At 47.7% G+C, this 25704-nt stretch carries 16 protein-coding genes; 15 read left to right on the top strand and 1 reads right to left on the bottom strand.

The window, feature by feature from the left end; genetic code table 11:
• Positions 1-215: 215 nt before the first annotated feature.
• From betI to L5M18_RS06240, 6 genes are all read left to right on the top strand, one after another.
• A complete protein-coding gene (betI, locus tag L5M18_RS06265; RefSeq protein WP_263196269.1) occupies positions 216-821 on the top strand; it encodes a transcriptional regulator BetI in 606 nt (201 codons plus the stop codon).
• A complete protein-coding gene (betB, locus tag L5M18_RS06260) occupies positions 812-2275 on the top strand; it encodes a betaine-aldehyde dehydrogenase (protein WP_263196267.1) in 1464 nt (487 codons plus the stop codon). The genes betI and betB overlap by 10 nt, the downstream gene beginning before the upstream one ends.
• Positions 2276-2284: 9 nt before the next feature.
• Positions 2285-3970 (top strand): choline dehydrogenase, encoded by a 1686-nt coding sequence (gene betA / locus L5M18_RS06255; RefSeq protein WP_263196266.1) that lies wholly within the window; start codon positions 2285-2287, stop codon positions 3968-3970.
• Positions 3971-4360: 390 nt separating this feature from the next.
• Positions 4361-5578: a BCCT family transporter gene (locus L5M18_RS06250; protein WP_263196264.1), complete on the top strand. Its 1218-nt coding sequence runs from the start codon at positions 4361-4363 to the stop codon at positions 5576-5578.
• Positions 5579-5592: 14 nt separating this feature from the next.
• Complete coding sequence (locus L5M18_RS06245; RefSeq protein WP_263196261.1) at positions 5593-6297, top strand: TorF family putative porin; 705 nt, start codon at positions 5593-5595, stop codon at positions 6295-6297.
• A 91-nt stretch (positions 6298-6388) separates the two neighbouring features.
• Positions 6389-6865 (top strand): MarR family winged helix-turn-helix transcriptional regulator, encoded by a 477-nt coding sequence (locus L5M18_RS06240; RefSeq protein WP_011846259.1) that lies wholly within the window; start codon positions 6389-6391, stop codon positions 6863-6865.
• A gap of 87 nt (positions 6866-6952) precedes the next feature.
• Here the strand turns inward: L5M18_RS06240 and L5M18_RS06235 are convergent, their stop codons facing one another.
• Entirely contained in the window at positions 6953-7582 is a 630-nt protein-coding gene (locus L5M18_RS06235; RefSeq protein ID WP_263140398.1) for a peptidylprolyl isomerase, read from the bottom strand.
• Between the two features lie 566 nt (positions 7583-8148).
• Between L5M18_RS06235 and malQ the strand changes: the two genes are divergently transcribed.
• From malQ to L5M18_RS06190, 9 genes are all read left to right on the top strand, one after another.
• A complete protein-coding gene (gene malQ / locus L5M18_RS06230; protein WP_028760711.1) occupies positions 8149-10575 on the top strand; it encodes a 4-alpha-glucanotransferase in 2427 nt (808 codons plus the stop codon).
• Between the two features lie 128 nt (positions 10576-10703).
• Positions 10704-12938, top strand: coding sequence for a 1,4-alpha-glucan branching protein GlgB (gene glgB, locus L5M18_RS06225; protein ID WP_263196258.1), 2235 nt, complete (start codon positions 10704-10706; stop codon positions 12936-12938).
• A 1-nt stretch (position 12939) separates the two neighbouring features.
• Positions 12940-15156: a glycogen debranching protein GlgX gene (gene glgX, locus L5M18_RS06220; protein WP_263196256.1), complete on the top strand. Its 2217-nt coding sequence runs from the start codon at positions 12940-12942 to the stop codon at positions 15154-15156.
• Positions 15149-17683, top strand: a complete 2535-nt coding sequence (locus L5M18_RS06215; protein ID WP_263196255.1) for a glycogen/starch/alpha-glucan phosphorylase — start codon at positions 15149-15151, stop codon at positions 17681-17683. The genes glgX and L5M18_RS06215 overlap by 8 nt, the downstream gene beginning before the upstream one ends.
• Positions 17684-17751: 68 nt before the next feature.
• Positions 17752-17883 (top strand): hypothetical protein, encoded by a 132-nt coding sequence (locus L5M18_RS06210; RefSeq protein WP_263145093.1) that lies wholly within the window; start codon positions 17752-17754, stop codon positions 17881-17883.
• Positions 17876-19138 (top strand): glucose-1-phosphate adenylyltransferase, encoded by a 1263-nt coding sequence (gene glgC / locus L5M18_RS06205; protein ID WP_006085131.1) that lies wholly within the window; start codon positions 17876-17878, stop codon positions 19136-19138. The genes L5M18_RS06210 and glgC overlap by 8 nt, the downstream gene beginning before the upstream one ends.
• Before the next feature lie 103 nt (positions 19139-19241).
• Positions 19242-20861: a glycogen synthase gene (locus L5M18_RS06200; RefSeq protein WP_173497056.1), complete on the top strand. Its 1620-nt coding sequence runs from the start codon at positions 19242-19244 to the stop codon at positions 20859-20861.
• A 128-nt stretch (positions 20862-20989) separates the two neighbouring features.
• The gene (locus tag L5M18_RS06195) at positions 20990-24037 is read left to right on the top strand and encodes an EAL domain-containing protein (RefSeq protein ID WP_263196254.1); all 3048 of its coding nucleotides are present in this window, start codon (positions 20990-20992) and stop codon (positions 24035-24037) included.
• Positions 24038-24166: 129 nt separating this feature from the next.
• Positions 24167-25585: a DEAD/DEAH box helicase gene (locus L5M18_RS06190; RefSeq protein ID WP_263196252.1), complete on the top strand. Its 1419-nt coding sequence runs from the start codon at positions 24167-24169 to the stop codon at positions 25583-25585.
• Positions 25586-25704: the final 119 nt, after the last annotated feature.

Below are 25704 nucleotides of genomic sequence, written 5' to 3'. Positions count from 1 at the left end.
GCTGCTGTGGTTGTGGTAGGGCCGTAAGTCAAAGAAATCTATAAATTTATCTTGTTTTTACAGATTAATTCTTTTTTAAATAACTAACTTTTGAGCTTTGTCACTGTGCTATTTTAGGTTGATAGTTACATCACTAATCATTATCATGATTGTTAATTGAACGTTCAATTAACGTCGTTCAGAGTATTGAGAGAGTGGTTATTCCTTGAGTATTTATGCCTAAAACCGCCATGAAATTGATACGCAGACAGCAGCTTATCGATGCGACATTAGCATCGGTTGCCTTGCATGGATTGCAGCACACGACCATCAACAGCATTAGTCAGTTGGCGGGGATGTCGTCGGGGATCATCAGTCATTATTTCAGTGGTAAGCAGGGCTTGATCCAAGCGACGCTGCGCCACTTGCTTGAGCAGTTAAAGCAAGCGTTGCTCAATCGAATCCAAGGACAAGTGTTGGCGCCAATAGAGCGCTTAATGATGATAGTTGAAGCGAATTTTACCGAGTTACAGCGCTCGCGAAATGTCACTCACACTTGGTTGAGTTTTTGGGCACAGGCCGTCCACGATCCCCAGTTAGCCCGTTTGCAGAATATCAATAGTCGCCGCTTATACAGCAACTTACATTTTTCCTTTCGGCACGTGTTGCCCAAAGAGTTTGCCCTGATGGCTGCTAAGCAAACGGCGGCGATGATCGATGGATTCTGGTTACGCAGCGCCTTAAGTGAAACCCCTGAGCAGGATTTTGTTCAGGCCGAAAAATTATGCAAAACCTTTATCCACAATGTGATAAAGCAGCATGGAGTCAAAACATGTCAGTAGAAGTACAGTACAACTTTATTGCGGGTCAGCTGCTCGCTAACGACAGCGGCGAAACCTTCGACGTCGTCAATCCTGCTACTGGGCAATTGGCGTATCGAGTGCAAGTGGCCGATGAAAAAATTCAGCAAGCGGCCATCGAGAGCGCCAAAAAAGGCTTTGCGATTTGGTCTGCCATGAGCGCCACTGAACGCAGTCGCATTCTGTTAAAGGCGGTCGCATTATTGCGTGCTCGTAATGATGAACTCGCGGCAATCGAAGTGCGCGACACAGGTAAACCTTGGCAAGAAGCCTCAGTGGTTGATGTGGTCACAGGCGCAGATGCTATCGAATTTTTCGCCCATATTGCCCCAGGGCTTGAAGGCGCGCAGCAGCAAGTCGGTGGGGATTTTTATTACACCCGCCGCGAGCCCTTAGGCATTTGTGCTGGCATTGGCGCGTGGAATTATCCATTGCAAATCGCCTGTTGGAAGGCCGCACCTGCCTTAGCTAGCGGCAATGTGATGATTTTTAAACCTTCGGAAGAAACGCCGCTTGGCGCACTGAAATTAGCGCAACTCTTAAGTGAGGCGGGTTTACCTGATGGCGTATTTAACGTCGTAATGGGCGATGGCAAGGTTGGCGCTTGGTTAACGGGGCATCCGGATATTGCCAAAGTGTCCTTCACGGGCGAAGTCGGTACTGGCAAGAAAGTCATGGCCGCGGCGGCAAGTTCATTAAAAGACGTCACTATGGAACTCGGCGGTAAATCACCGCTGATCGTGTTTGATGATGCCGATATCGATAATGCCGTTTCAGGTGCCATGCTCGGTAACTTCTATACCCAAGGTGAAGTCTGTACTAATGGGACGCGGGTGTTTGTCCATGAGTCAGTTTATCCACGCTTTATCGAAAAACTGCTTATGCGTACTCAAACCAATATTGTGGTGGGCGATCCTATGGCGCCAGAGACTAACTTTGGCGCCTTGATCTCCAAAGATCACCAGCAAAAAGTGCTCGATTATATTCAGCAAGGTATCGATGACGGCGCAACGCTGCTCACCGGTGGCACAGCATTAACACCTGAAAATGCTCCCAATGGTTACTTCGTCGCCCCGACGATTTTCACCGATTGCACCGACGAGATGCGCATCTGTAAAGAAGAAATCTTTGGCCCTGTAATGTCCGTGCTTACCTTTAAAGATGAAGCCGAAGTGATTGCTCGAGCAAACAATACCGCTATGGGCTTGGCCGCTGGGGTGTTTACCCAAGATATCAGCCGTGCTCACCGGGTCATTCATCAGTTACAGGCGGGTATTTGCTGGATCAATGCCTATGGTGCCTCGCCAGCCGAAATGCCTGTGGGTGGCTATAAGTTGTCGGGCATTGGCCGTGAAAACGGTAGCGAGACACTCAAGCATTACACCCAAGTTAAAGCCGTTTATGTGGGTCTGCAGCCCTTAGAAAGCCCATTTTAAGGAGGCATTTTGACTCAGTCATTAGAGCAAAAATATTATAACTACATCATAGTTGGTGCAGGATCAGCGGGTTGTGTGCTCGCCAATCGCTTGTCAAAGGATCCTAAAAACGAAGTGCTGTTATTAGAAACCGGTGGTAGCGATAAGAGCATCTTTATTCAAATGCCGACGGCGTTATCAATTCCGATGAACAGCCCTAAATATGCTTGGCAGTTTGAAACTGAGCCTGAGCCATATTTAGATAATCGAAAGATGCATTGCCCTCGGGGCAAGGTGCTTGGCGGTTCATCCTCGATCAACGGCATGGTGTATGTCCGTGGTCATGCCAGGGACTTTGATGAGTGGCAGGCGCAAGGGGCGACCGATTGGGATTACAGCCACTGCTTACCGTACTTTAAGAAGGCGGAAACCTGGGCCTTTGGTGGTGATGAGTATCGCGGTGAGTCTGGGCCGTTAGGCGTGAATAACGGCAATCAAATGCAAAACCCCTTGTACCAAGCCTTTGTGGATGCGGGCATCGCGGCGGGGTATTTATCGACCGCCGATTATAATGCAGCGCAGCAAGAAGGTTTTGGCCCTATGCACATGACGGTCAAAAAAGGCGTGCGTTGGTCTACCGCTAATGCCTATTTACGCCCGGCGATGGCCAGACGTAACCTTACCGTGTTGACCCACACTTTAGTGCATAAAGTGTTATTGGAAGGGCAAGCGGCCGTTGGCGTTCGCATTGAGCACAAAGGCAAAGTTGAAGATATTCGTTGTAATAAAGAAGTGATTTTAGCTGCTGGCTCAATAGGTTCGCCGCATTTGCTGCAATTATCAGGCATTGGCGATCCCCAAGTATTGGCCGATGCAGGGGTCGAGTTACAACATGAGCTGCCCGGTGTTGGTCAGAATTTACAGGATCATTTAGAGTTTTATTTCCAATTCAAATGCCTTAAACCGATTTCACTCAATGGCAAGTTAGATCCTTTCAGCAAGTTCTTAATCGGTGCACGGTGGATCTTAGATAAGTCTGGCCTAGGGGCCACAAATCACTTTGAATCCTGTGGTTTTATTCGCTCAAAAGCGGGTCTCGAGTGGCCAGATTTGCAGTACCACTTTTTACCTGCGGCCATGCGTTACGATGGTAGAGAAGCCTTTGCGGGTCATGGTTTTCAGGTACATGTAGGCCATAACAAGCCTAAAAGCCGTGGTGCCGTGACCTTAGTGTCGGCAGATCCTAAAGCGCCACCTAAGATCCAGTTCAATTATTTACAGCATCCCGATGATATTGAAGGCTTTAGAGCCTGCGTGCGTTTAACCCGTGAGATCATCAATCAAGCGCCATTCGATGAGTATCGCGGTGAGGAAATTCAACCCGGCACACAAGTGCAAACCGATGCGCAAATCGATGCCTTTGTGCGTCAATCGGTTGAGAGTGCTTATCATCCTTCTTGTTCATGCAAGATGGGCACAGATGCGATGGCGGTAGTGGATCCTGAAACCCGCGTGCACGGCTTGCAGAATTTACGGGTAGTGGATTCTTCTATTTTCCCGACTATCCCAAACGGCAATTTGAACGCTCCGACCATCATGTTGGCTGAGCGCGCTGCGGATATGATTTTAGAGGCTGAGATGTTAGCGCCAGCAGATTCCGCCGTTGTGGTTGCCGACGCTTGGCAAACCACACAAAGAAGCACTGCGACAAGTTAACGGCGCAAGTTAACGCCATAAGTGCACAACATGCCTGCTCGGTCCGTCTTATCGATGGGCTGGCGGCTTCAATTTTGAAGTGACTCATTAATTGATGACTCAAAACTCATTAATTGATTACTCAAAATAAGGGTCATGATTCATTTTATCTAAAGGGTCGGTCAGCCCGCAGTGAGTGTGCAAATGATCACTTTCACGACTGAACATCTATCAGGGTTTAACTATCGCAGAGCGCTTTTTAAGTAGCGATATTTAAGGCTTGAGGGCAGAGCGCTGCCTTTAAAAATGATTCAGTTTTTTATTATTAAATAAAAACATGGAGTTACATTTTATGGATTCATATCCTCATGCCTACTTATATCCAGTATCGACTGGGACGGAGTGCATCCTATGACCTGGTTATTATCCGCAGGGATACTGTTCACTTTTGCCGCGATTGCGTTTGTGATTTATCGCTGGGGTAACATTCGCTGTATCGGTGTGACGCCTGTGCGTACGTTTACCTTTATCGCGATTCTGTTCACCTCTGGCCTTGATGTCGGCTTGATCATGTTTCCGCTGACCGAGTTTGCCGGCTATGCCAATGTGGCGGCGAGTCCCGAGTACGGCTTTACCAATCCGCTGGCGATTGAGTTTGGCTTTTGGGCCTTCTTAATTTGGGGTTTCTACTTTTTAACCTGCTTCTATTTTTGTGTGATTGAACCTAGGGTGAAGTTCTTCGACATTCCTTTGGTCAAGTTCATCAATAATATCGTGATTATTGGTACCTGTGCCTTTACCGCCTATTTGTTATTAAGCAATTTGCCCTGGTACTTACCCGAATTAGGTGATGGCGAAACCATAGTCGGTAGCTTTTATTTAATCGTATTTTTGGTGATTGCCGCGGCTGTGTATTCCAGCACCAGCATACGTTATGTGCGTATTTTGAGCTTAGCCAGCACTTGGTTATTTTTAGGCTTGATTGCCATGATGTGGGCCAGTGCATTTTTATCGGCTGACTCAAGTGTGGGCGAGTTCTTTACGACCTTTGCCATGCTGGGCGACTACTTCGGCAATATTCAACATTTTGTGTTACCCATCAACGACTACCATGAGTTTTATCTGTTCTGGTGGTTTGCGTGGAGCATTATGATTGGTCAATTTACCTCGCGCTTTGTCGGCGGGATGAAAACCTATCAAGTGCTGCTGGCCATGATGGTGTTTCCGTCTATCCCCATCGCTATCTGGTTCACCGTGCTTTATTACTACAGCGCCAATGGGTTAGATACCTCGGGCTTCTATAATCTGGCGATGGTGATTGTAGGGGTGACCTTTGTGATTAACTCACTCGACTCACTGGTACGCCTGTATACCGACAATCTTAATCTGACGATTGAGCGTTTAGGCAAGCTTAAATATGTCAGCTTTAACTTAGTATTGCTCTGCAGTCTGACATTACTCTTTCAATTAGACTTTCTTCAAATTCAATGGGTTGGTGCAATCGCACTGGGCCTGATCTTTAGCTGTTTTGGTTACATCATGATGACGCAATTGCAAACAGTTCGTGCCATTGAGCGCTCGCCAAAAGAGAACAAAATCGACTTTACTAAAATTGAGCTAGCTAACTAATGGAAAAATTAATAATGAAATCAAAATGTTTTTATCTTGTCGCCGGCGGATTTTTATTGATGTCGACTGCTGCGAATGCCGGATTATCGGCCACTGTGACGGCGACGTCGGATTACACTTTTAACGGTGTCAGCCAAACGGACAACGGCCCAGCACTGCAAGGCAGTTTGGATTACGGTTTTGATTCGGGATGGTACGTGGGCGGCTTTACCTCGAACGTCGACTTTGGTGGCAGCGATGACACTTGGTTAGAGCTCGATGCCTATGCGGGTAAGTACTTTCAGCTTAACAAGCAACTGAGTCTCGATGTCGGGCTGGCCTATTACACCTACCACGGTGATTCCTTCTCCGATGAGTACAACTATCCTGAGCTGTATAGCAAGCTGGGTTACGACACTTCCCTTGGCCACTCTGAAGCTAAGTTAACCTACACATGGGACTACTTTGGGTTGGGCGGCGGACATTACACTATGTTGCTCGGCCATACGATTAGCGTTGCCGAAGGCCATGATATTCGCTTCAGTGTTGACCGCTCGACGTCACTCGATGAAGACAAATGGTCATGGGATGGCGGTAAATCCTTTAATCACTATCGCGTTGCCTATATGACCAGCTGGAGCGGCTTTGATTTCAGCCTTGCCGCTGAAGATACCAGCATGAACTTAGATACCAGTGACGAGCGCCTAGTGTTGTCGGTATCGCGTCAATTCATGTTGTAATATAAGGGACTTTTACCATAAAAGTGCCTCCTCTTGGTGAGTTCAGTCGCGCTTTCTGGTAAGGTGCACTGGACAACTGGGACGGGACATTATGGAAAAGTACGAACAACTACTCATTTCGCTGCGTCGAGTAATACGCGCTATCGACATTCATTCTCGCCAGCTGAACAAACACTCAGGCTTAACTGGGCCGCAATTGATGGTGATGCAAAAAATCGCCCAATTGGATGCGCCATTGGCGAAAACTGTGGCGAAAGAGATCACGTTGAGCCCTGCGACTGTGACGACCATTATCGATCGTCTCGAGGGCCGTGGTTTAGTGATCCGTTTGCGCAGTGAGACTGACAAACGTAAGGTGCATTTATACCTTAGCGATGCGGGCCGAGCACTGTTACAGGACTCACCTAAACCGTTACAGGATCATTTTATTAAGCGTTATCAGAATCTTGAAGAATGGGAGCAGAGTCAATTGCTCTCAGCCGTTGAGCGTATCGCGACTATGATGGACGCCGATAAAATTGATGCGGCGCCTATGCTCTTGGTGGGGAAGATCCAAGGGGATGAGTAAGTTTCGTTTTTTCAACGACTAAAGTTATAAGATAAAAAAGCACTGAATTCTCAGTGCTTTTTTGCTTTTAGCCGATTAAGCGTTAGATCAGGCAGAAGGGCAGCTTGTTTCTGTTATTGAATTGATGAGGATCTCTTGTACTGGTGTGTCTTGGAAGCCTTCGATATTTTTTGTTGGGACTATGCTGATTTGATCTACCACCTCTATGCCGTCAACCACTTTGCCAAATACTGCATAACCATAACTACTCGCTGACGCGTCTAGATGTGGATTATCTAATACATTGATAAAGAACTGAGAGGCAGCGGTATCAGGTGCATTTGCTCTTGCCATCGCAATAGTGCCACGTTTGTTGCTAATACCGACTGCGGCTTCATTCTTGATTGAGGCACTGGTCGGTTTGCTTTTGAGACCAGTGGTAAAACCGCCGCCTTGGATCATAAAGTTATTGATGGTTCTATGGAATAAGGTGCCGTTATAGAAAGACTTATCAACATACTGCTTAAAGTTTTTACCTGTGATTGGCATGTTAGTTAAGTCAATGGCAAGTGTGATATCGCCTTTCGTCGTTTTCATTAAATAACACACATCCGCAGCTAAGGCTGGCGGCGTGGGATCGGGCGTCGGTGGCGTCGGCGTTAAATCACCATCTGTACTTCCTTCACAACCCGTCAAGGCAATGCAGCCGACAAATAGTAATCCTGATAACTTCTTCATTTCATATCCTTATTCTCAATCATCATTGGGGTGTTTTTGCTTTAGCATTCCATGGGCTTGAGCCACTGGCGTATATGCGAGGGCATATCAGGTTCCATGAATTTAATGTTGTTATTATGTTTCTATGCTGTAGCGAGACGAGATGTTGACAGAGGAGAGATAGGCTGTTCAAGTTATAAAATGCAATTGATACAAAGTGTTGCACTGATATCTGTGGTTAATATGCCACCTGACGTATTTGTTAGTATTAGTCTGAACGCAATGACATAAAAATGACTTACGCTTGTCATGTTATTTCTATCCCTTTGCTCTTCACTTATTGCATGCTTTAGGAGCCATGCTTGCCCTCTTGCTGAACGCATGCCCCAATTTAGTGCATTCCACTCTTTATATCCTGATAGCTACTGAGCGCCAACTTAACTGAGTGCTTCTAGTAAGTTACTGATTTTTTGAAAATGTTTTTTGTTATTTCTCTGAAATATTTATGTCATCTTCTTGTTACTTTTCGTTGGCATGGTTACTGTATATCTAAAGCTATGGATGAGCGGTCGCGGGGGCGACAAAATATGGGGCTGGAAAAGTTGCTGTATTTGCGGGGAGTTGGAGCAGAATTTACTGATTGTTTTGGCCAAAATATCCATATTTCCGAGGTAGACAGGCAAGGTATCTTGACCTGTATGTTACAGGAAAAAAACAGCGTGGCAGGGACTGCCATTGATACTCCTGCTACAGAAGCGTTATCGAGTGATGCTGGGCTGACCTGTGTCGATGCGGTATTGACCGAAGCACTGATCGCGTCGCAAATTGATCTACTGGATGCCCGTCCTTGGACTCAGGTGCTACCTGAATTCCATTGGTGTTTTGTGGATGAACCTTGGATAAGCCTTTGTTTACCGGAAACCTACACCTCAGATCTGAGTGTGGCGATTGAATGTGAACAGGGTGAGTCCATCGTATTCGATGTGCCTTTCTCGGCGCTTAAGTCCATTGGCGATTACCGCATTGAACAAACGCTTTATCTACACTATCGCCTTGATCTTACGCAACTGGGATTCGCACGCCTCGATTTAGCTGAGGCCAAGACCCAAGCTTCCCCTGACAACTTAATGCCCGCCGAGACTGAAGCGGTGAATTTAGCGTCCTATTTCCTGAGCAGCCAAGAGTTCACTAACAACCCTGCATTTACAAAAAACCAAGACTCATTTGCGCATGCAGCCGACAAAAATGCGAGTGATTTATCTATGTTAGGTTTGGGCTTTCATCGCATAGCCTTAAGCTTAAAACATGCCCTATCGACAAGTGCACAAGCGGCAAGCTTGGCGCTAGAGAGCAGTGTGACGGCAGAAGCTGATATCAGCACTTTGTTCTCTGGCACCTTAATGGTGGCGCCGCGGGCCGCCTACCAAGGCGTACTCACGGCTGTCGCCCAAGGTAAACGCCATAAACCTTGGGGGATCAGCGTTCAACTCTACAGTTTGCGCAGTGAGAGCCAATGGGGCATTGGCGACTTTGGTGATTTAGAACAACTGATCGGACTGGTGGCGGCGCAGGGCGCGGATTTTATTCAACTCAATCCCTTGCATGCCCTCGATATCGCGGCGCCAGAGCATCCGAGTCCCTATAGTCCGTGCGATCGCCGCAGACTTAATCCTCTTTATATTCAATTACAAAGCGTTCCTGAATACCAAGCTCTTGCCACTGAATTTTTAAGCGCTACTTGGGTAGAGGCTATCGCCTTACTGAATCGTGATAATTGGCTCGATTATCCAAAAGTCAGTGAGCTGAAATACCGTGCCTTTGAGCAGTTATATCGCGTTTTTTGTGATACGCATCTGGCGAACGACACGCCCAGAGCGCAAAGATTCCATGAGTTTGTACGTGAGCAGGGCAGTGGGCTACAAGAGTTTGCTCAAGCGGAATATTTACGTAGTCCTAAAGCGTTTGTGCAAGAGGAAGGTTTCTATCTTTACCTGCAATTTGTTGCTGAAAAGCAGTTACACCTCTGTCAGCTAAAAGCTAAAGAGGTGGGGATGGGGTTGGGATTGATCCGTGATTTGGCCGTTGGTGCAGCGCTGCACGGCAGTGAAGTGCAGGCCAATGCCGAGCAGTTTTGTTTGAATGCCAGCATAGGTGCACCGCCCGATCCCTTTGCACCCCAAGGACAAAATTGGGGTTTAACGCCACTCGATCCGGTGAAGTTAAAACAACATAATTTCAGCCATTTTATCGCCTTGATCCGAGCCAATATGGAAAGCTGTGGTGCCTTGCGTATCGATCATGTGATGGGCTTACTGCGACTCTGGTGGTGGCCGCTGGATAAGCAACTCGGTCACGGTGCCTATGTGTATTATCCCGTCGAAACCTTGCTTGCCATCGTTTGCCTTGAGAGCCAACGTGCTCGCTGTGTGGTGATTGGCGAAGATTTAGGACTGGTGCCACCTGACATTATTCATCGTCTCTACACTTCTGGCATTTATTCCAACGAGTTGTTCTATTTCTGCAAAGACCATCAAGGCTTTAAATCACCGGATCAATATAAGTCCCAAAGCTTAATGATGCTGGCGAACCACGATGTGCCGACTTTAGTGGCTTGGTGGTGTGGCAGCGATTTACACCTGCGTCGACAGTTATCCCTGTTTGAAACTGACGAGCAGCTAGGCGAGGCGCTCGCGGGGCGTGAACATGAAAAGCAGCAACTCATTTCACTGTTAGTCGCTCAAGGTCTGTTAGCCGATGTGACGATAGCCGAACTCGATATTCAAACCTTACTCACGGCTTGGATGACCTTAGGAGCTCGCGGCAATAGTGCGCTATACAGCGTGCAACTGTGCGATTTATTAGCCGATCGCCATGCGGTGAACATTCCCGGTACTTGGCTCGAATATCCAAATTGGCAGCGTCGCCTGCCGCTGAATTTAACGCAAGTGTCGACTTCGCCAGAGATACTGCAGCGATTACAAAATATCGCTGTGGCGAGACAGCTACCGAGCTAAATCTAGCACCAGCGAAAGGCTGCCTAAGTCGCACCACATTATGCCATCCCTAAAGATGAGATTATTAGGGGGGATGTGGGTAAAGAGTGCCAATTTGCAAGTTTAATTGACTGATAAACGGAAGAAAAATGATGACTCAAGCCAATGCCTATTTCTACGATGGTGCCGACGTCGCCCTACTTAATGGTCAATACACTGATGTTTTTTCGCTCTTGGGTATGCACAGTGACAACGAGGGTAAGGCATTAATTGTTCGTTGTTTTTTACGCAATGCCCTCAGTGTAGATGTGATCAGCATTAAAGATGGCCGCAAAGTAGCGAGTCTGGACAAAGTCAACGAGCAGGGACTGTTCGCCGGCACTCTGGGACGACGCGTCAAGCCGTTTCTCTACTTGCTACGGGTGGAATATCCCCTGTGTCAGTTAGATATAGTCGACCCTTATCAGTTTGATTCCCTGCTCAATAGTGACGATATTTACCTGTTTGGTGAAGGCAGCGCCGAGCGCGCCTATGAATTTTTGGGGGCCAACTGGCGTCAAACCCAAGGCGTCGAAGGTGTGCATTTTTGTGTGTGGGCACCCAATGCTAAGCGGGTTTCAGTGGTGGGAGATTTTAACCATTGGGACGATACTCGCCATGTGATGCGCCAACATATTGCCAATGGTTTATGGGAGCTATTTTTACCCAATGTGGCTGAAGGTGCACACTATAAGTTTGATTTGGTTTATCAAAATGGTGAGCGCCATACTAAATCCGATCCTATGGCAACCCAAATGGAATGCGCGCCCCACAATGCTTCTATCGTGCCCCAAAAAGCTCACCATAGCTGGAATGATACCGCTTGGATGAGTAAGCGAGCGGCGACTGCTTGGCATAAAGCGCCCATGTCGGCCTACGAAGTGCACTTAGGTTCGTGGCGTCGTAAGGGAGAGCAAGGCGAGCAATATCTTGATTATCAAGACTTGATTGAACAGCTTATTCCCTATGTGAAGGAGCAAGGTTTTACCCACATTGAACTGATGCCGATCAGCGAGTTTCCCTTCGATGGTTCGTGGGGATATCAGCCCGTGGGTCTCTATGCACCGACCCACAGATTTGGCGATGCCAATGGGTTAAAAGCCTTTGTGGATGCCTGCCATCAGGCGGGAATTGGTATCATCCTCGATTGGGTGTCGGCGCATTTTCCTAAGGATCCCCACGGCTTAGTGCGTTTCGATGGCACTTGTTTGTATGAGCATGAAGATCCTCGCAAGGGCACACATCCCGATTGGGATACCTTGATTTATAACTATGATCGCGGTGAAGTGCGCAGTTTCTTGTTAAGTAATGCCTGTTACTGGCTGCGGGAGTTTCATTTTGATGGCCTGCGTCTCGATGCCGTGTCTTCTATGTTGTACCTCGATTACAGCCGCGAGCCGGGCCAATGGCTGCCTAATGCCTATGGTGGACGGGAGAATCTCGAGGCCATCAGTTTCTTACAAATTTTGAATCAACGCTTGTACCAAGCTTTCCCCGGCATTTGCATGATTGCCGAAGAGTCCACCGCTTTTGCGGGGGTGACTAAGCCGACGGATCAGCAAGGTCTCGGCTTTGGTTTTAAGTGGAATATGGGCTGGATGAACGACAGCTTAAGCTACTTGGGTCGTGACCCGCTTTACCGCCAATTCCACCATCATCAATTGACCTTCAGTTTAATGTACGCCTATACCGAGCAATTTATGTTGTCCGTGAGTCACGATGAAGTGGTCCACGGCAAGGGTTCGTTGCTGCATAAAATTCCCGGTGACGATTGGCAGAAATTTGCAACTCTGCGTGCCTATTACGGTTTTATGTGGGGGCATCCAGGTAAGAAATTACTCTTTATGGGCTGCGAGTTTGGTCAGCGAAATGAGTGGAACCATAACCAGAGTTTAGATTGGCACTTATTGGCTTACGAGCCGCACCAAGGCGTCCAGCGTTGGCTTAAAGATCTCAATCACTTATATCAAAAAATGCCAGCCTTATCGGTTCAGGATTACGAGGGCGCAGGATTTAGTTGGCTAGATTGTGAGAATAGCCGCGACAGCATCTTTACCTTTGTGCGTTACGGTTTAGCAGGTGATGCGCCGTTAGTGTTTGTCATCAACATGACGCCTCAATTGCACACTGGGTTCCGTATTGGTTTGCCTTTGGCGGGGGATTACCGCGAATATCTTAATAGCGATAGCCAGATTTATGGTGGCAGTAATCAAGGTAATGCGGGCACTGTGGTTGCTGAGCCGCTGTCGTGGCAAGGAATGGCGCAGAGCGCGCTGATCACTGTGCCACCCTTGGGTTGCCTAGTGATAGGGCCTGCGTTAACCGGATTGGCTGAGGCGAACTAGCATGCAAAAGCCCACGGCTGATGATATTAAGCTCAACCCTGACGCTAAAAAACACCCATTTCAAAGCGAAAAATGGGCGTTAGGGGTAGGTGAGCCTTTTCCGCTCGGTGCTAATGTTGAGGGCGATGGCGTCAATTTTGCGTTATTTTCAGCTAACGCCACAGCGGTTGAGTTATGTTTATTTGATGACAATGGCGAGCAAGAAGTCGCGCGTATTGCGTTAACTGAACAAACCCAGCAAATCTGGCATGTGTTTGTGCAAGGGCTTAAGGCGGGGCAACTCTACGGTTATCGCGTTTATGGCTCCTATGAGCCTCAGCTTGGTCACAGATTTAACCCCAATAAATTATTGCTCGACCCCTATGCGCGCCAGCTCGTCGGTGAATATTGCGACCATGAGTCTAACTATGGTTACGAGCTGAACCACATGGATGAAGACTTATCTTTCAGCAAGTTAGATAACGCTGCCTATGTGCCAAAATGCAAGGTCGTGGACATTCGTCCATTAATCGAGATAGCTGCCAAGCAGTCGATTCAGCCCCTTGCGACGAGGTTTCAGCCCAAACCTCTAGAGCGCAGTATCATTTATGAGATGCATGTTAAAGGCTTTACGGCGGTGCATCCTGAGATTGAACCCCATAAACGTGCCACCTTTGCGGGCTTAGCGACTCAGCCGGCTATCGATTATTTGGCCGAACTTGGGGTGACGTGTGTCGAGTTACTTCCTGTACAGGCCTTTTTCACTGAGCCATTTTTGCTCGAGAAAAAGCTCACTAACTATTGGGGTTACAACAGTATCGGTTTTTTTGCCCCTGAGCCGAGTTATCTATCATCCGACAACATTGGTGAGTTTCGGGCCATGGTGGATGCACTTCACGGCGCAGGTATCGAAGTGATCCTCGATGTGGTCTATAACCACAGCGCCGAGGGGAGTCGACTTGGGCCGACCTTTAGTTTTCGTGGCATAGATAATCTCAGTTATTACCGTCTGCATCCGAATGATAAGCGTTTTTATATTAATGATACGGGTTGCGGAAACACCTTAAATATCAATCATCCACGTATGTTACAGCTCGTACTAGATTCGCTGCGTTATTGGGTAGAAATCATGGGCGTCGATGGGTTTCGCTTCGACTTGGCGGCTTGCTTAGGTCGCGAAGCCTATGGTTTTGATCCCGGCTCAGGTTTCTTCGATGCGCTGTTGCAAGACCCTGTTTTGTGCCGAGTGAAATTAATTGCTGAGCCTTGGGATATTGGCCCTGGCGGTTATCAATTGGGCAATTTCCCCGTGGCTTTTAGTGAATGGAACGACAGATATAGAGACACTATGCGCCGCTTTTGGCGCGGCGATCACAGCATGTTGCCCGAATTTGCTCGGCGTTTTCACGGCTCGGGGGATTTTTTTGAACACAGTGGCCGTCCACCTGCGACTAGTCTTAATTTTTTAACCAGTCACGACGGTTTTACCCTTAAAGACTTAGTGAGTTATACCCAGCGCCATAACTTGGCAAATGGGGAGGATAACCGCGACGGTCACCAAGAAAACTTCAGCCATCATTATGGGATTGAAGGGGAAACCGAAGATAGCGCAATTCTGGCACTTCGCAGTCGTCAACAACGTAACTTATTGACTACGCTATTTTTATCCCAAGGTGTGCCTATGTTGTTGAGCGGCGATGAAACGGGCCGCACCCAGCAAGGTAACAATAATGCCTATTGCCAAGACAATGAACTGAACTGGTTTGATTGGTCGGCAAAGGGCATGGACACTGAGCTGTTAGCCTTTACTCAGCAGCTTATCGCCCTGCGCAAACGTTTCCCGCTGTTATGTGCTAAGCGCTTCATTCACGAACAGTTATTGGCTGAATCCTTAGCCGATATTGGTACTCGATTAGATTGGTTTAGTCGCCAAGGTGAACAAATGACCAAGAGCTTGTGGACCGAATCTATGTGCCGCAGTTTGTCTGTGGTGCTTTCCGGTGATTTAGAAGATCAAGGCAAGCAGCAAGCTTTGCTGTTGATGGTTAATGCCGACGACAATCCTCTCGCTTTTACCCTGCCGACTTTCGAGCACTTGAGTCCGTGGCAATGCCTTATTCATACCCAAACTGAGCCGCTGGATGTTCAGATCTCTGCGACGCGATACTTACTGCAAGATCGTAGTCTCATGCTTTTTCATGCTGATTTTATAGGAAATGAAGGAATTAACTATGAGTGACAAAAGCGAGCTGAGCCCCAATACCAGCGAAAAACCAGTAACACTAGCTCAGTCAAAAGCAGCGAGCAAGAAGGCGCCCGCTAAGCGTCAGACTAAGTCTAAAGCCGCTGAGCCTTGTGAACCCTGCGATGCTTTGCCCGCTTCCTTTGAGCGCCATTTACGTTATGGACTCAGCCGTGGCGAAGGCGTGAGCTGCGAATTATTTCAAGCGTTAGCTTACAGCGTGAAAGAACAGATGCTAGACAATTGGCGTCAGACTCGAGTGGATGACAGCCATTTTAAGCGCAAGCAAGTGGCGTATTTATCCCTTGAATTTTTGATGGGCCGTGCACTAGGTAATGCACTACTGAGTTTAGATTTGCAACAAGATAGCCGTGATGCCTTGAGCAACTATGCGGTATCGTTAGAAGAGTTAGAAGAGGCCGAACATGATGCCGGTTTAGGCAACGGCGGCCTAGGTCGATTAGCCGCGTGTTTCCTCGATAGCTGCGCCAGCATGGACTTATCAGTGACAGGCTATGGCATACGTTACGAATATGGCATGTTCGCCCAGAAGATAGTCGACGGTTACCAAGTTGAACGCCCTGACCGTTGGTTGCGCGAAGGCAATCCGTGGGAAGTGCGTGTCCCTACCCACAACGTGATTGTGCCTTTTTTTGGCCACACTGAATCCTATGTCGATAAACAAGGCCGTCGGCACATTATTTGGGTTGAAACCCAAGATGTGCTCGCCGTCGCCTATGACATGCCAGTTCCCGGTTATCGCAATGGGCGGGTAAATACCCTGAGATTGTGGAAGGCTGAAGCGACCGATGATTTTGATTTAGCTGAGTTTAACCAAGGCGACTACACGGAAGCCGTGGCCCGTAAAAACTTGGCCGAGCAGATCACTATGGTGCTCTATCCAAATGATGCGAGCGAGAACGGCAAAGAGCTGCGATTACGTCAGCAATACTTTTTATCCTCCGCTAGCTTGCAGGATTTACTCAAACGTTGGGTGAGTCGTCATGGTCATGATTTTACGCAGTTTGCCGCTAAAAATGTCATGCAGTTGAATGACACTCACCCTAGCATTGCCGTGCCTGAGTTGATGCGGTTATTGATCGACGAATACAGTTTGGAATGGGACAGTGCATGGGCTATTACCAGTCAGACCATGGCTTACACTAACCATACCCTGTTGCCTGAAGCACTAGAGCGTTGGCCCGTGCGTATGATGGCGCAAATGCTGCCACGCATCTTAGAAATCATTTATGAAATCAACGCCCGTTACTTAGATATAGTCGCCCACCATTGGCCAGGAAATAGTGAGAAATTGGCGAGTATGTCAATTATTCAAGATGGTCCACATCCCCATGTGCGTATGGCGTATTTGGCGATTGTGGCGAGTTTCTCGGTCAACGGTGTCGCGGGTTTACACACGCAACTACTCAAATCTGGGTTGTTTAAGGATTTCTATGAGTTGTGGCCGCATAAGTTTAATAACCGCACTAATGGTGTGACGCCAAGACGTTGGCTTGCCCATTGTAACCCTGCCTTAGCTAAGTTACTGACCGCCCATTTAGGTCAAGAATGGGTGACAGACTTAAGCCAGTTAACGGCGCTCAATGCCCTCACACAGGACAATGCGTTTATCCAAAAATGGCGTGATGTGAAGCAAGCCAACAAGGCTTTGCTGGCTAAGATGATTGTTAAGGAATGTGGAGTTGAGTTCGATCCGGCTATGCTGTTTGACGTGCAAGTGAAGCGTATTCACGAATATAAACGTCAGTTACTCAACATATTGCATGTGATTCATCTCTATCATCAGATCCAGCAAGGCCACACCGAAAACATGGTGCCACGTTGTGTATTGATCGGCGGTAAAGCGGCGCCCGGTTACTTTATGGCTAAGTTGATCATCAAGCTCGCCAGCAATGTTGCTCATATGGTCAATTCCGATCCTATGGTGACGCCTTACCTACGCTTTGCTTTCTTACCAAACTACAACGTCAGCGCCATGGAAAAAATCTGTCCGGGGACTGATTTGTCCGAGCAAATTTCAACCGCGGGCAAAGAGGCATCGGGCACGGGCAATATGAAGTTCATGATGAACGGCGCCCTGACAATCGGCACTATGGATGGCGCCAATATCGAGATGTTAGAGGAAGTGGGCTCTGAGAACTTCTTCCTGTTTGGACTCAATGCGGAGCAGGTCTCGCAGGTACGTAGTCACTATCATCCACGCAGTATTATTGATGATTCACCGGCGTTATCTGAGGTGATGAAGTTACTCAAAAGTGGTCACTTCAATCTGCTGGAGCCGGGGATTTTCGATCCCATTATTGCCGCCATCGAAAGTAGCGACGATCAATGGATGACGGCCGCCGACTTTGACAGTTACCGAGTCGTGCAAGAAGCCGTGGCGCGGGCCTATAAAGATCCGCAGGTTTGGACGCAGATGAGTATTCGCAATACCGCCGCCAGTGGACGTTTTTCGAGTGATGTGACGATCGCAGGTTATCGCGATGAAATTTGGAAACTGTAAGGGTTGGGCTCTTGGTTATAAGTCTCTTGTTATAGCGGATGAGTATAAGCGTTAAGTGTTTGAAAGGAATGCAGCAATCAATGGAAGGAATGGGGAATGCAAGTGAGAAATACTCAGGGGAGTATGGCAGTGTCTGCCGTATCGATAAGCCATTTATGGGCAATCAGTTTGCCGATTTCGGAGTAAGAGCCTATGTCTAATGTTCGTTATATCAGTAATTTAACTCGTGAAACCTATGCGTTGATTTTAGCTGGTGGGCGCGGGTCTCGCTTGCATGAACTCACGGATTGGCGTGCTAAACCTGCACTGTATTTCGGTGGTAAGTTTCGTATTATCGATTTCCCGCTCTCAAATTGTATTAACTCGGGTATTCGTCGTGTCGGGGTTGTGACTCAGTACAAGTCGCATTCTTTGATCCGCCATGTGATGCGCGGTTGGGGCCATTTTAAGAAGGAGCTGGGCGAGTCGGTGGAGATTTTACCCGCTTCACAACGCTATTCGGAAAACTGGTACCAAGGCACGGCCGATGCGGTATTTCAAAATATCGATATCATTCGCCACGAGCTGCCTAAATACGTGATGGTGTTGTCTGGCGATCACGTGTATCGCATGGATTATGCTGGGTTATTAGCCGCGCATGCCGAGTCGGGCGCAGATATGACAGTCTCTTGCCTTGAAGTGCCGATTGCCGAAGCTGCGGGTTCGTTTGGGGTGATGGAAGTCGATGAAGAGATGCGCATTTTAGGCTTTGAAGAAAAGCCGCTGCAACCTAAGCATTCTCCGGGTAATCCTGAAATGTGTTTAGCGTCTATGGGCAACTATGTGTTTAACACAGAGTTTTTGTTTGACCAGCTCAAGAAAGATGCCTTAAATGAAAGCTCAGATCGCGATTTTGGTAAGGATATTATTCCTGCGATCATCGAAAAACATAATGTGTTCGCCTATCCCTTTAAGAGCGCTTTCCCGAACGAGCAAGCCTATTGGCGCGATGTGGGTACGCTAGACTCTTTCTGGCAAGCGAATATGGAACTGTTATCGCCTACGCCAGCACTGAATTTGTACGATGCGAAATGGCCAATTTGGACTTTCCAAGAACAATTACCACCCGCTAAATTTGTGTTTGATGACGATGATAGACGCGGTATGGCGTTGGACTCGATTGTTTCGGGCGGTTGTATTATTTCGGGGGCGACAGTGCGCCGTAGTGTATTGTTTAACGAAGTGCGCGTTTGTTCTTATTCGTTAGTTGAAGATTCAGTAGTGCTACCCGATGTAGTCGTGCTGCGCCATTGCAAAATCAAGAATGCGATACTTGACCGTGGCTGCATTATTCCCGAAGGCATGGTGATAGGTTATAACCATGATCACGACAGAGCTAAAGGCTTTAGGGTGTCGGAAAAAGGCGTCACCTTAGTGACCCGTGACATGCTAGGTTTGCCTGTAGGCTATGAATAGTGCTTTGATCATTAAAGTAAACTGATCATTAAAGTAAAAATGGCTTAGGTATAGGCAGCTTAATAAAAGCTGCACAGTTGAAGTAGCGGGAGTATCCAATTAATTGAAACAACGCATTTTGATGGTCGCGGCTGAAAACGGTGCCCTTGCGGGCGCCAAGGTTGGCGGTATGGCGGATGTCATCCGTGATTTACCCGCCGCTCTGGCGGGTGTTGATTTGTGCGCCGATGTGATCATGCCAAGCTATGGCTTTTTAACTGCGGTAGCGAATCAACCCCAAGATCTGGGTGAGTTAACTGTGGCCTTTGGTGGTCGCTTGGAGCGAGTGCATTTGTTTGCCATGCCCCATCCCCATGTGCCAGAGGCGATGATTTATCTGCTCGAACATGCATTATGGCAATCCGTACCTGGGCAGATTTATAGCCAAGGCAGTGCCGAGCGTCCTTTCGCCGACGATGCGACTAAGTTTGCTTTCCTTTGCGCGAGCGTCGCGACAGCATTAGTTACTGGCCGAGTGCCTATGCCGACTGTGCTGCATTTACATGACTGGCATGCGGGCTGCTTAGCCATGTTAAGAGCATTCGTGCCTGAGTTCAGTGTTCTCAAAGAAATTGAGTGTGTGTTCTCTATCCACAATCTTGCACTGCAGGGGATACGTCCCTTAAGCCAAGACTCATCCTCCTTTGCGGCTTGGTTTCCCGAGCTGTTTGCCACTTTGACGCTGGGGCAAAAACAGTTAATTACTGATCCCCGTTATCCCTACTGTGTTAACCCTATGCGTATGGGCATAGTGCTGAGCGACAAAGTGCATTTAGTCTCGCCCAGTTATGCCAAAGAAGTGTTGCAGCCCTCCAAACCAGAGGCGGGATTCTTTGGTGGTGAAGGGCTAGAACATGACTTACAGGTCAAGGCCAATGACGGCAAAGTGGTGGGGATTTTAAATGGCTGTGTATATTCGTCAGTATCGGATTTACCCGCTAAGCCACCTGCGCGTATTCAAGTACCCGAGTTCAAGCAATTGCTCAGTGCGATTGAAACTGCGTTAGTGCAATGGCAGGGGCATCAAACGCAAGTGAGTGGCGTGGACATGATTGCTTTTGCCCGCACCCAAGCCCATTGGCGTCAAGCAATGGCGGAGCAAGTACCGAATCTGTTATTGACTTCGGTGGGCCGTTTGACCGATCAAAAAGTCTTACTGCTGCGCCATCAATTGCCCTCGGGTTTATCTGTGCTTGAAACCTTACTTAAAGCATTGAAGCAAACAAAACCGACGGCGCTGCTGATTTTACTCGGCAGTGGCGATGCATCGATTGCTAAGTCTTTTCAAGCGTTAGGGGCTAAATACGATAACCTATTATTTTTGCAGGGATACAACGAGGCGTTATCCGAAGCGCTGTATCAGCATGGCGATCTGTTTTTGATGCCAAGTTCCTTTGAGCCCTGTGGCATCAGTCAAATGTTGGCCATGCGCGCGGGACAGCCATGTTTAGTGCATAGTGTAGGCGGTTTAAAGGATACCGTTGAGGATGGCGTTAATGGTTTTGCTTTTAACGGCAATAGCTTAAATGAGCAGGCCGAAGCGTTTCTGCAAAGGTTGACGCAAGCCATTGCTTGTTTCGAGGGGAAAACATGGCCACAAGTGCGTGCTGCGGCCATGGCACAGCGTTTTGACTGGCATTCTATTGCAGAGCAATATCGTCAACAACTCTATTGCAAAATGTAATGTGGTAAGTCCAAAGTGTGATGCGGCAAAGGGAATTAACGCATGATTTCTAAGTGATTCTGCTACACTTGTGGGGGAATGTTAAAATGGTATCAAGCCCCCTCATTTTTGGAGTCGCTCTCTGAGTTATGGATAAAGGTATTCTCTTTCCGTTAGTACAAAATGCGGCTTTATTGCTGGCGTTGGTCTTTTTGTACGACGTGATTCCTAAAAAGCATCAGCGGCAGTATTTTTTACTGTGGCGCATCATTATTGGGATGCTCATCGGTGGTATTGGTATCACTATTATGAGTACGCCTTGGGTATATTTGCCTGGCGTTTTCTTTGATACCCGTTCAGTTATTCTCTGTATTTCTGGTCTATTTTTCGGTGGTTTACCGACCTTAGTGGCTGTCGTGATGACGGCGCTGTATCGCATCAGTATCGGTGGCGCTGGTATATGGATTGGCGTCGGCGTGATAGTGTCATCCGGTTTAATCGGGGTGATCTGGCGTCAATATCGTAAGTCTCTGTTAGCCAATATTTCAGGTGGAGAAATTTTTCTCTTTGCCTATACCGTTCATATCGTGATGTTGTTGTGGTTCTTATTTCTACCCGATGGCATAGCAATGCCATTACTCGCCAAAGTGACCCTCCCAGTATTGACCATTTTCCCGATTGCGACTTGGCTATTGAGCCGCTTGTTATCGCGACGTTTTGAATTAGAGCGTGATGAACAAATTCGTCTGCAGGATGATTTTCTTTTTAGGAGCCAATTCAACGCGGGCAATATTGGTATTGCAATAACGGGGATAGATCAAAAGTGGATAAAGGTGAATCCACGGTTATGTCAAATGCTCAAGTATTCAGAAGCTGAATTGCTACGGATGACGTGGGCACAAATTACCCATCCCGATGATTTAGAAGCGGATGCCCTGAAATTTGAGCTTATGCTGCGGGGGGATATCGATAATTACGAGATGGATAAACGTTTTATCGTTAAAGACGGCAGCGTGGTTTACACCCATATGACAGTCGCCTGTAAGCGCGGTGGTAATAATGCCGTGTTGCTTGTTATTGCTGGATATTTAGATATCACCTCACAGGCCATTGCTGACCAAGAGGTGCTCGCTAGCCGTGAACAACTCGAACTGGTGTTGAGTAGTAGCGATCTTGGGGTGTGGGATTGGGATATTCGTAATGATCGTATCGAACGTAACGCCCGCAGCGCCGATATTCTTGGCTGCGATGTTGATATGCTCAACGCTAATAGTCGCCAATGGATGGATGCGATAGTCGCCGAAGACAGGCCTAAAGTGCTGCATTCGATTGAGGCCCATATTCGTGGCGAAACGGCGCAACATAAGATGGAGTACCGCTTAAATACCGTAAACCGTAAGGTGCGGTGGATCCTTGATACAGGTAAAGTCGTGAGCAGAGATGCAAACAACAATGCTCTGCGTATGTGTGGAACCTATACCGATATTACCGACGCAAAACTTATCGAAGAATCCTTAAAGTTGTCGGCACTGGTTTACGATAACAGCTCTGAAGCCATGAGTGTCCTCGATGAAAAGGGCGTGATTATTACCGTCAATGCCGCCTTTAGTGTGATGACGGGTTATCGCGAATTTGAAGTGCGGGACCAACATATTCGGCTGCTTTATTGTGACCTCAATGGCCGCGATTTTTACACCAAAATGAATAATGATATCCGCGAGAAAGGCCAATGGCAGGGGGAAATGTGGCAGCGGCGCAAAAATGGCGAAGAATATGTCATCTGGTTAACCATCAATACCATTAATGACAAAGAAGGCCATCCCTATCGACGTGTTGCCCTGTTCTCAGACATTACCGATAAGAAGCAAAATGAGCATCTGATTTGGAAACAAGCCAACTACGATACGCTGACGGGGTTGCCCAATCGGCGCATGTTGTTGGAGTATTTAAGCAGCGAAGTGAAAAATGCCGACCGCAATCGCAACCACTTTGCTTTATTGTTCTTGGACTTAGATTTCTTTAAAGAAGTGAATGACACCTTAGGCCATGCCATGGGCGATTTACTGCTGATAGAAACCGCGAGTCGTTTGAAATCCTGTGTGCGTGATGCCGACGTCGTGGCGCGTCTTGGCGGCGATGAATTTACTGTGGTGTTAAGTTCGATGGAAGACCATAAGGGGATTGAGCGCGTCGCCGAGAATATTTTGCGACGAATTGCCGAACCCTATGTGTTAGGGGAAGAAACCGCTTATATCAGCGTCAGTATTGGGATTACTTTATATCCCGATGATTCGACCAGTATTGAAGGGCTTCTCAAGCATGCGGATCAGGCTATGTATGCGGCGAAAGATCAAGGGCGTAATCGCTTCAACTATTTCACTCCATCGATGCAGGAATACGCCAAATACCGCATGCGCTTGATCCAAGACTTACGTCAAGCGGTCGTGAATAAAGAATTTGAACTGCATTATCAGCCGATTGTTGCCTTAGCAACGGGTGAAGTGACCAAGGCTGAAGCCTTGATCCGCTGGCATCATGCAGAGCGTGGTGCTGTGTCGCCTGCTGAGTTTATTCCTGTGGCGGAGGATACTGGCTTGATTGTTGAAATCGGCAATTGGGTGTTCGAGCAAGCCGCTCGCCAGAGTGCGGCGTGGCGTCATGAATTAGGGGTTGAAATCCAAATCAGCGTCAATAAATCCCCAATCCAATTTCGTGATGAAGGCACGCTGCTCAATGATTGGTTGAAGTTATTGCAAGATCTTAATATTACAGGCGCGGGCGTGTGCGTTGAAATTACCGAAGGCTTGTTATTGGATGCCAGTATGGGTGTAACCGAAAAACTACTGGCCTACCGCGATGCGGGTGTGCAAGTGTCGCTGGACGATTTTGGTACTGGCTATTCGTCACTTGCCTATTTGAAAAAGTTTGACATTGATTATCTTAAAATTGATCAATCTTTTACCCGCCATATCGATACCGATTCAAACGATCAAATTCTCTGCGAGGCGATTATCGTGATGGCCCACAAGTTGGGAATGAAGGTGATTGCCGAAGGTGTCGAAACCGATGCGCAGTGCCAAGTGTTGTTGGCTGCAGGCTGTGACTACGGCCAAGGTTACTTGTTCTCAAGACCTGTGCCTTCGGGTGAATTTAGCCAAAAATACTTACAGGATCCGCTTTTAGTCTCCCATGTCTGAGGAGATATTAACTTAGTGGCGATAATTGCCTATAAAAACGCCGCGGATTTTGCTAGACTCCGCGGCCCCGCGTTGGGGCATTGAGTATCACCTCGCATCAAAGTTTTACTACTTAGCTAAAGAGTCCCTATGAAATTTGAAACACTCGGTTTATCTTCTCCTATTTTGAATGCGATAACTGAGTGTGGCTATCAGCAACTCACTCAAGTGCAAGAGAAAGTGATCCCGCTTGCCTTTGAAGGCAAAGACATTATGGCCTGCGCCCAAACGGGTACAGGTAAGACGGCTTCCTTTGCTCTGCCTGTACTTGAAAAGTTGGCGGCTGATTCTTTAACAAGCGACAGCAATGATAAACCGATTTTACGCGCGTTGGTGATGACTCCAACCCGCGAACTTGCGATTCAAGTCTGCGAAAATATCCAAAAATACAGCCAGTTCCTACCACTGAAAACCTTAGCGGTTTACGGCGGCGCCAACATGAATCCCCAGCGTAAAGGGGTAGAGCAGGGCGTTGATATTTTGGTGGCAACTCCTGGTCGTTTATTCGATATTATCGGCCAATTCCAGTTAGATTTGTCGAGCGTTACCACATTAGTGATTGACGAAGCCGACCGTATGTTAGACATGGGTTTTGTGCGCGACATTGAAAAAGTGAAACGCTTAATTGCGCCGCAGCATCAAACCATGTTGTTTTCAGCCACATATAGCGATGCAGTCAAACAACTCGCCGAGAAAATGCTGAATGAACCTCAGTGGGTGAATGTTGCTGACACGACTACCGCATCCACAGTTGTGCAGGAAGTCTATCGCGTTGATAAACGTCGCAAAGCCGAGCTGTTGTCTGAATTGGTTGGCCGCAACAATTGGCGCCAAGTGCTGGTGTTTGCCTGCACGAAAGAAAGCGCCGAGCATTTATTACAAGAATTAAAGCTTGATGGCATAGCCGCAGGTGTATTCCACGGCGATAAAACACAAGGCGCCCGTAATCGGGTGTTGGAAGAGTTTAAAGCCGGTAAATTGCGGGTGCTGGTGGCGACCGATGTGGCTGCTCGTGGTTTAGACATTCATGCCTTGCCTATGGTGATCAACCTTGAATTACCTTTCCTCGCCGAAGACTATATCCATCGTATTGGTCGTACTGGCCGAGCAGGATTAACGGGTCGCGCGATTTCGTTTGTTTCACCTTCTGACGATGAAATGCTCGCTGAAATTGAAGCCTTGATTGAGCAGAAACTGCCCGTGTCGGTACAACCGGGTTATGAAGAAGGCACGCCTTTGCCTGCTCGTTACCGTGATGCGCCCGCAGCACCGATTAAGCCGATTGGAAAGTGGAGCCATAAGGCGCCGCAGGATCGCACTATTGGTCAGTCTCGTCAGGGTAAGTACGCGAAAGGTAAAGCGCAGGACAGCAAAGCAGGTGGCGAGAAATCTTCTAGCCGTGCTAAGTCAGCTTCTGGCTCAGGTAAGCCGTTTAATGCGACTAAACCTAAGTCGAATTTAGTGAGCAATAAGTCAGGTTTTGGCTCTCGCACCAATAAGTCAAAATAGGCTAAGTCAAAATAAGTTAAGTCAAAATAAGCTAAGCACAACAATCAAGGCTAATAAGTGCAAAGTGCCTATTAGCTTAGCCGTCTAACGGTTACCTAGTTTGTTGATTTGACTGTTGA

Origin of the sequence: Shewanella sp. SM20 (assembly GCF_025654545.1) — a bacterium.
Taxonomy (GTDB): domain Bacteria; phylum Pseudomonadota; class Gammaproteobacteria; order Enterobacterales; family Shewanellaceae; genus Shewanella; species Shewanella oncorhynchi.
Note: the sequence above shows the minus strand (reverse complement) of the source record. Positions and strands in the feature narration are given on the sequence as shown.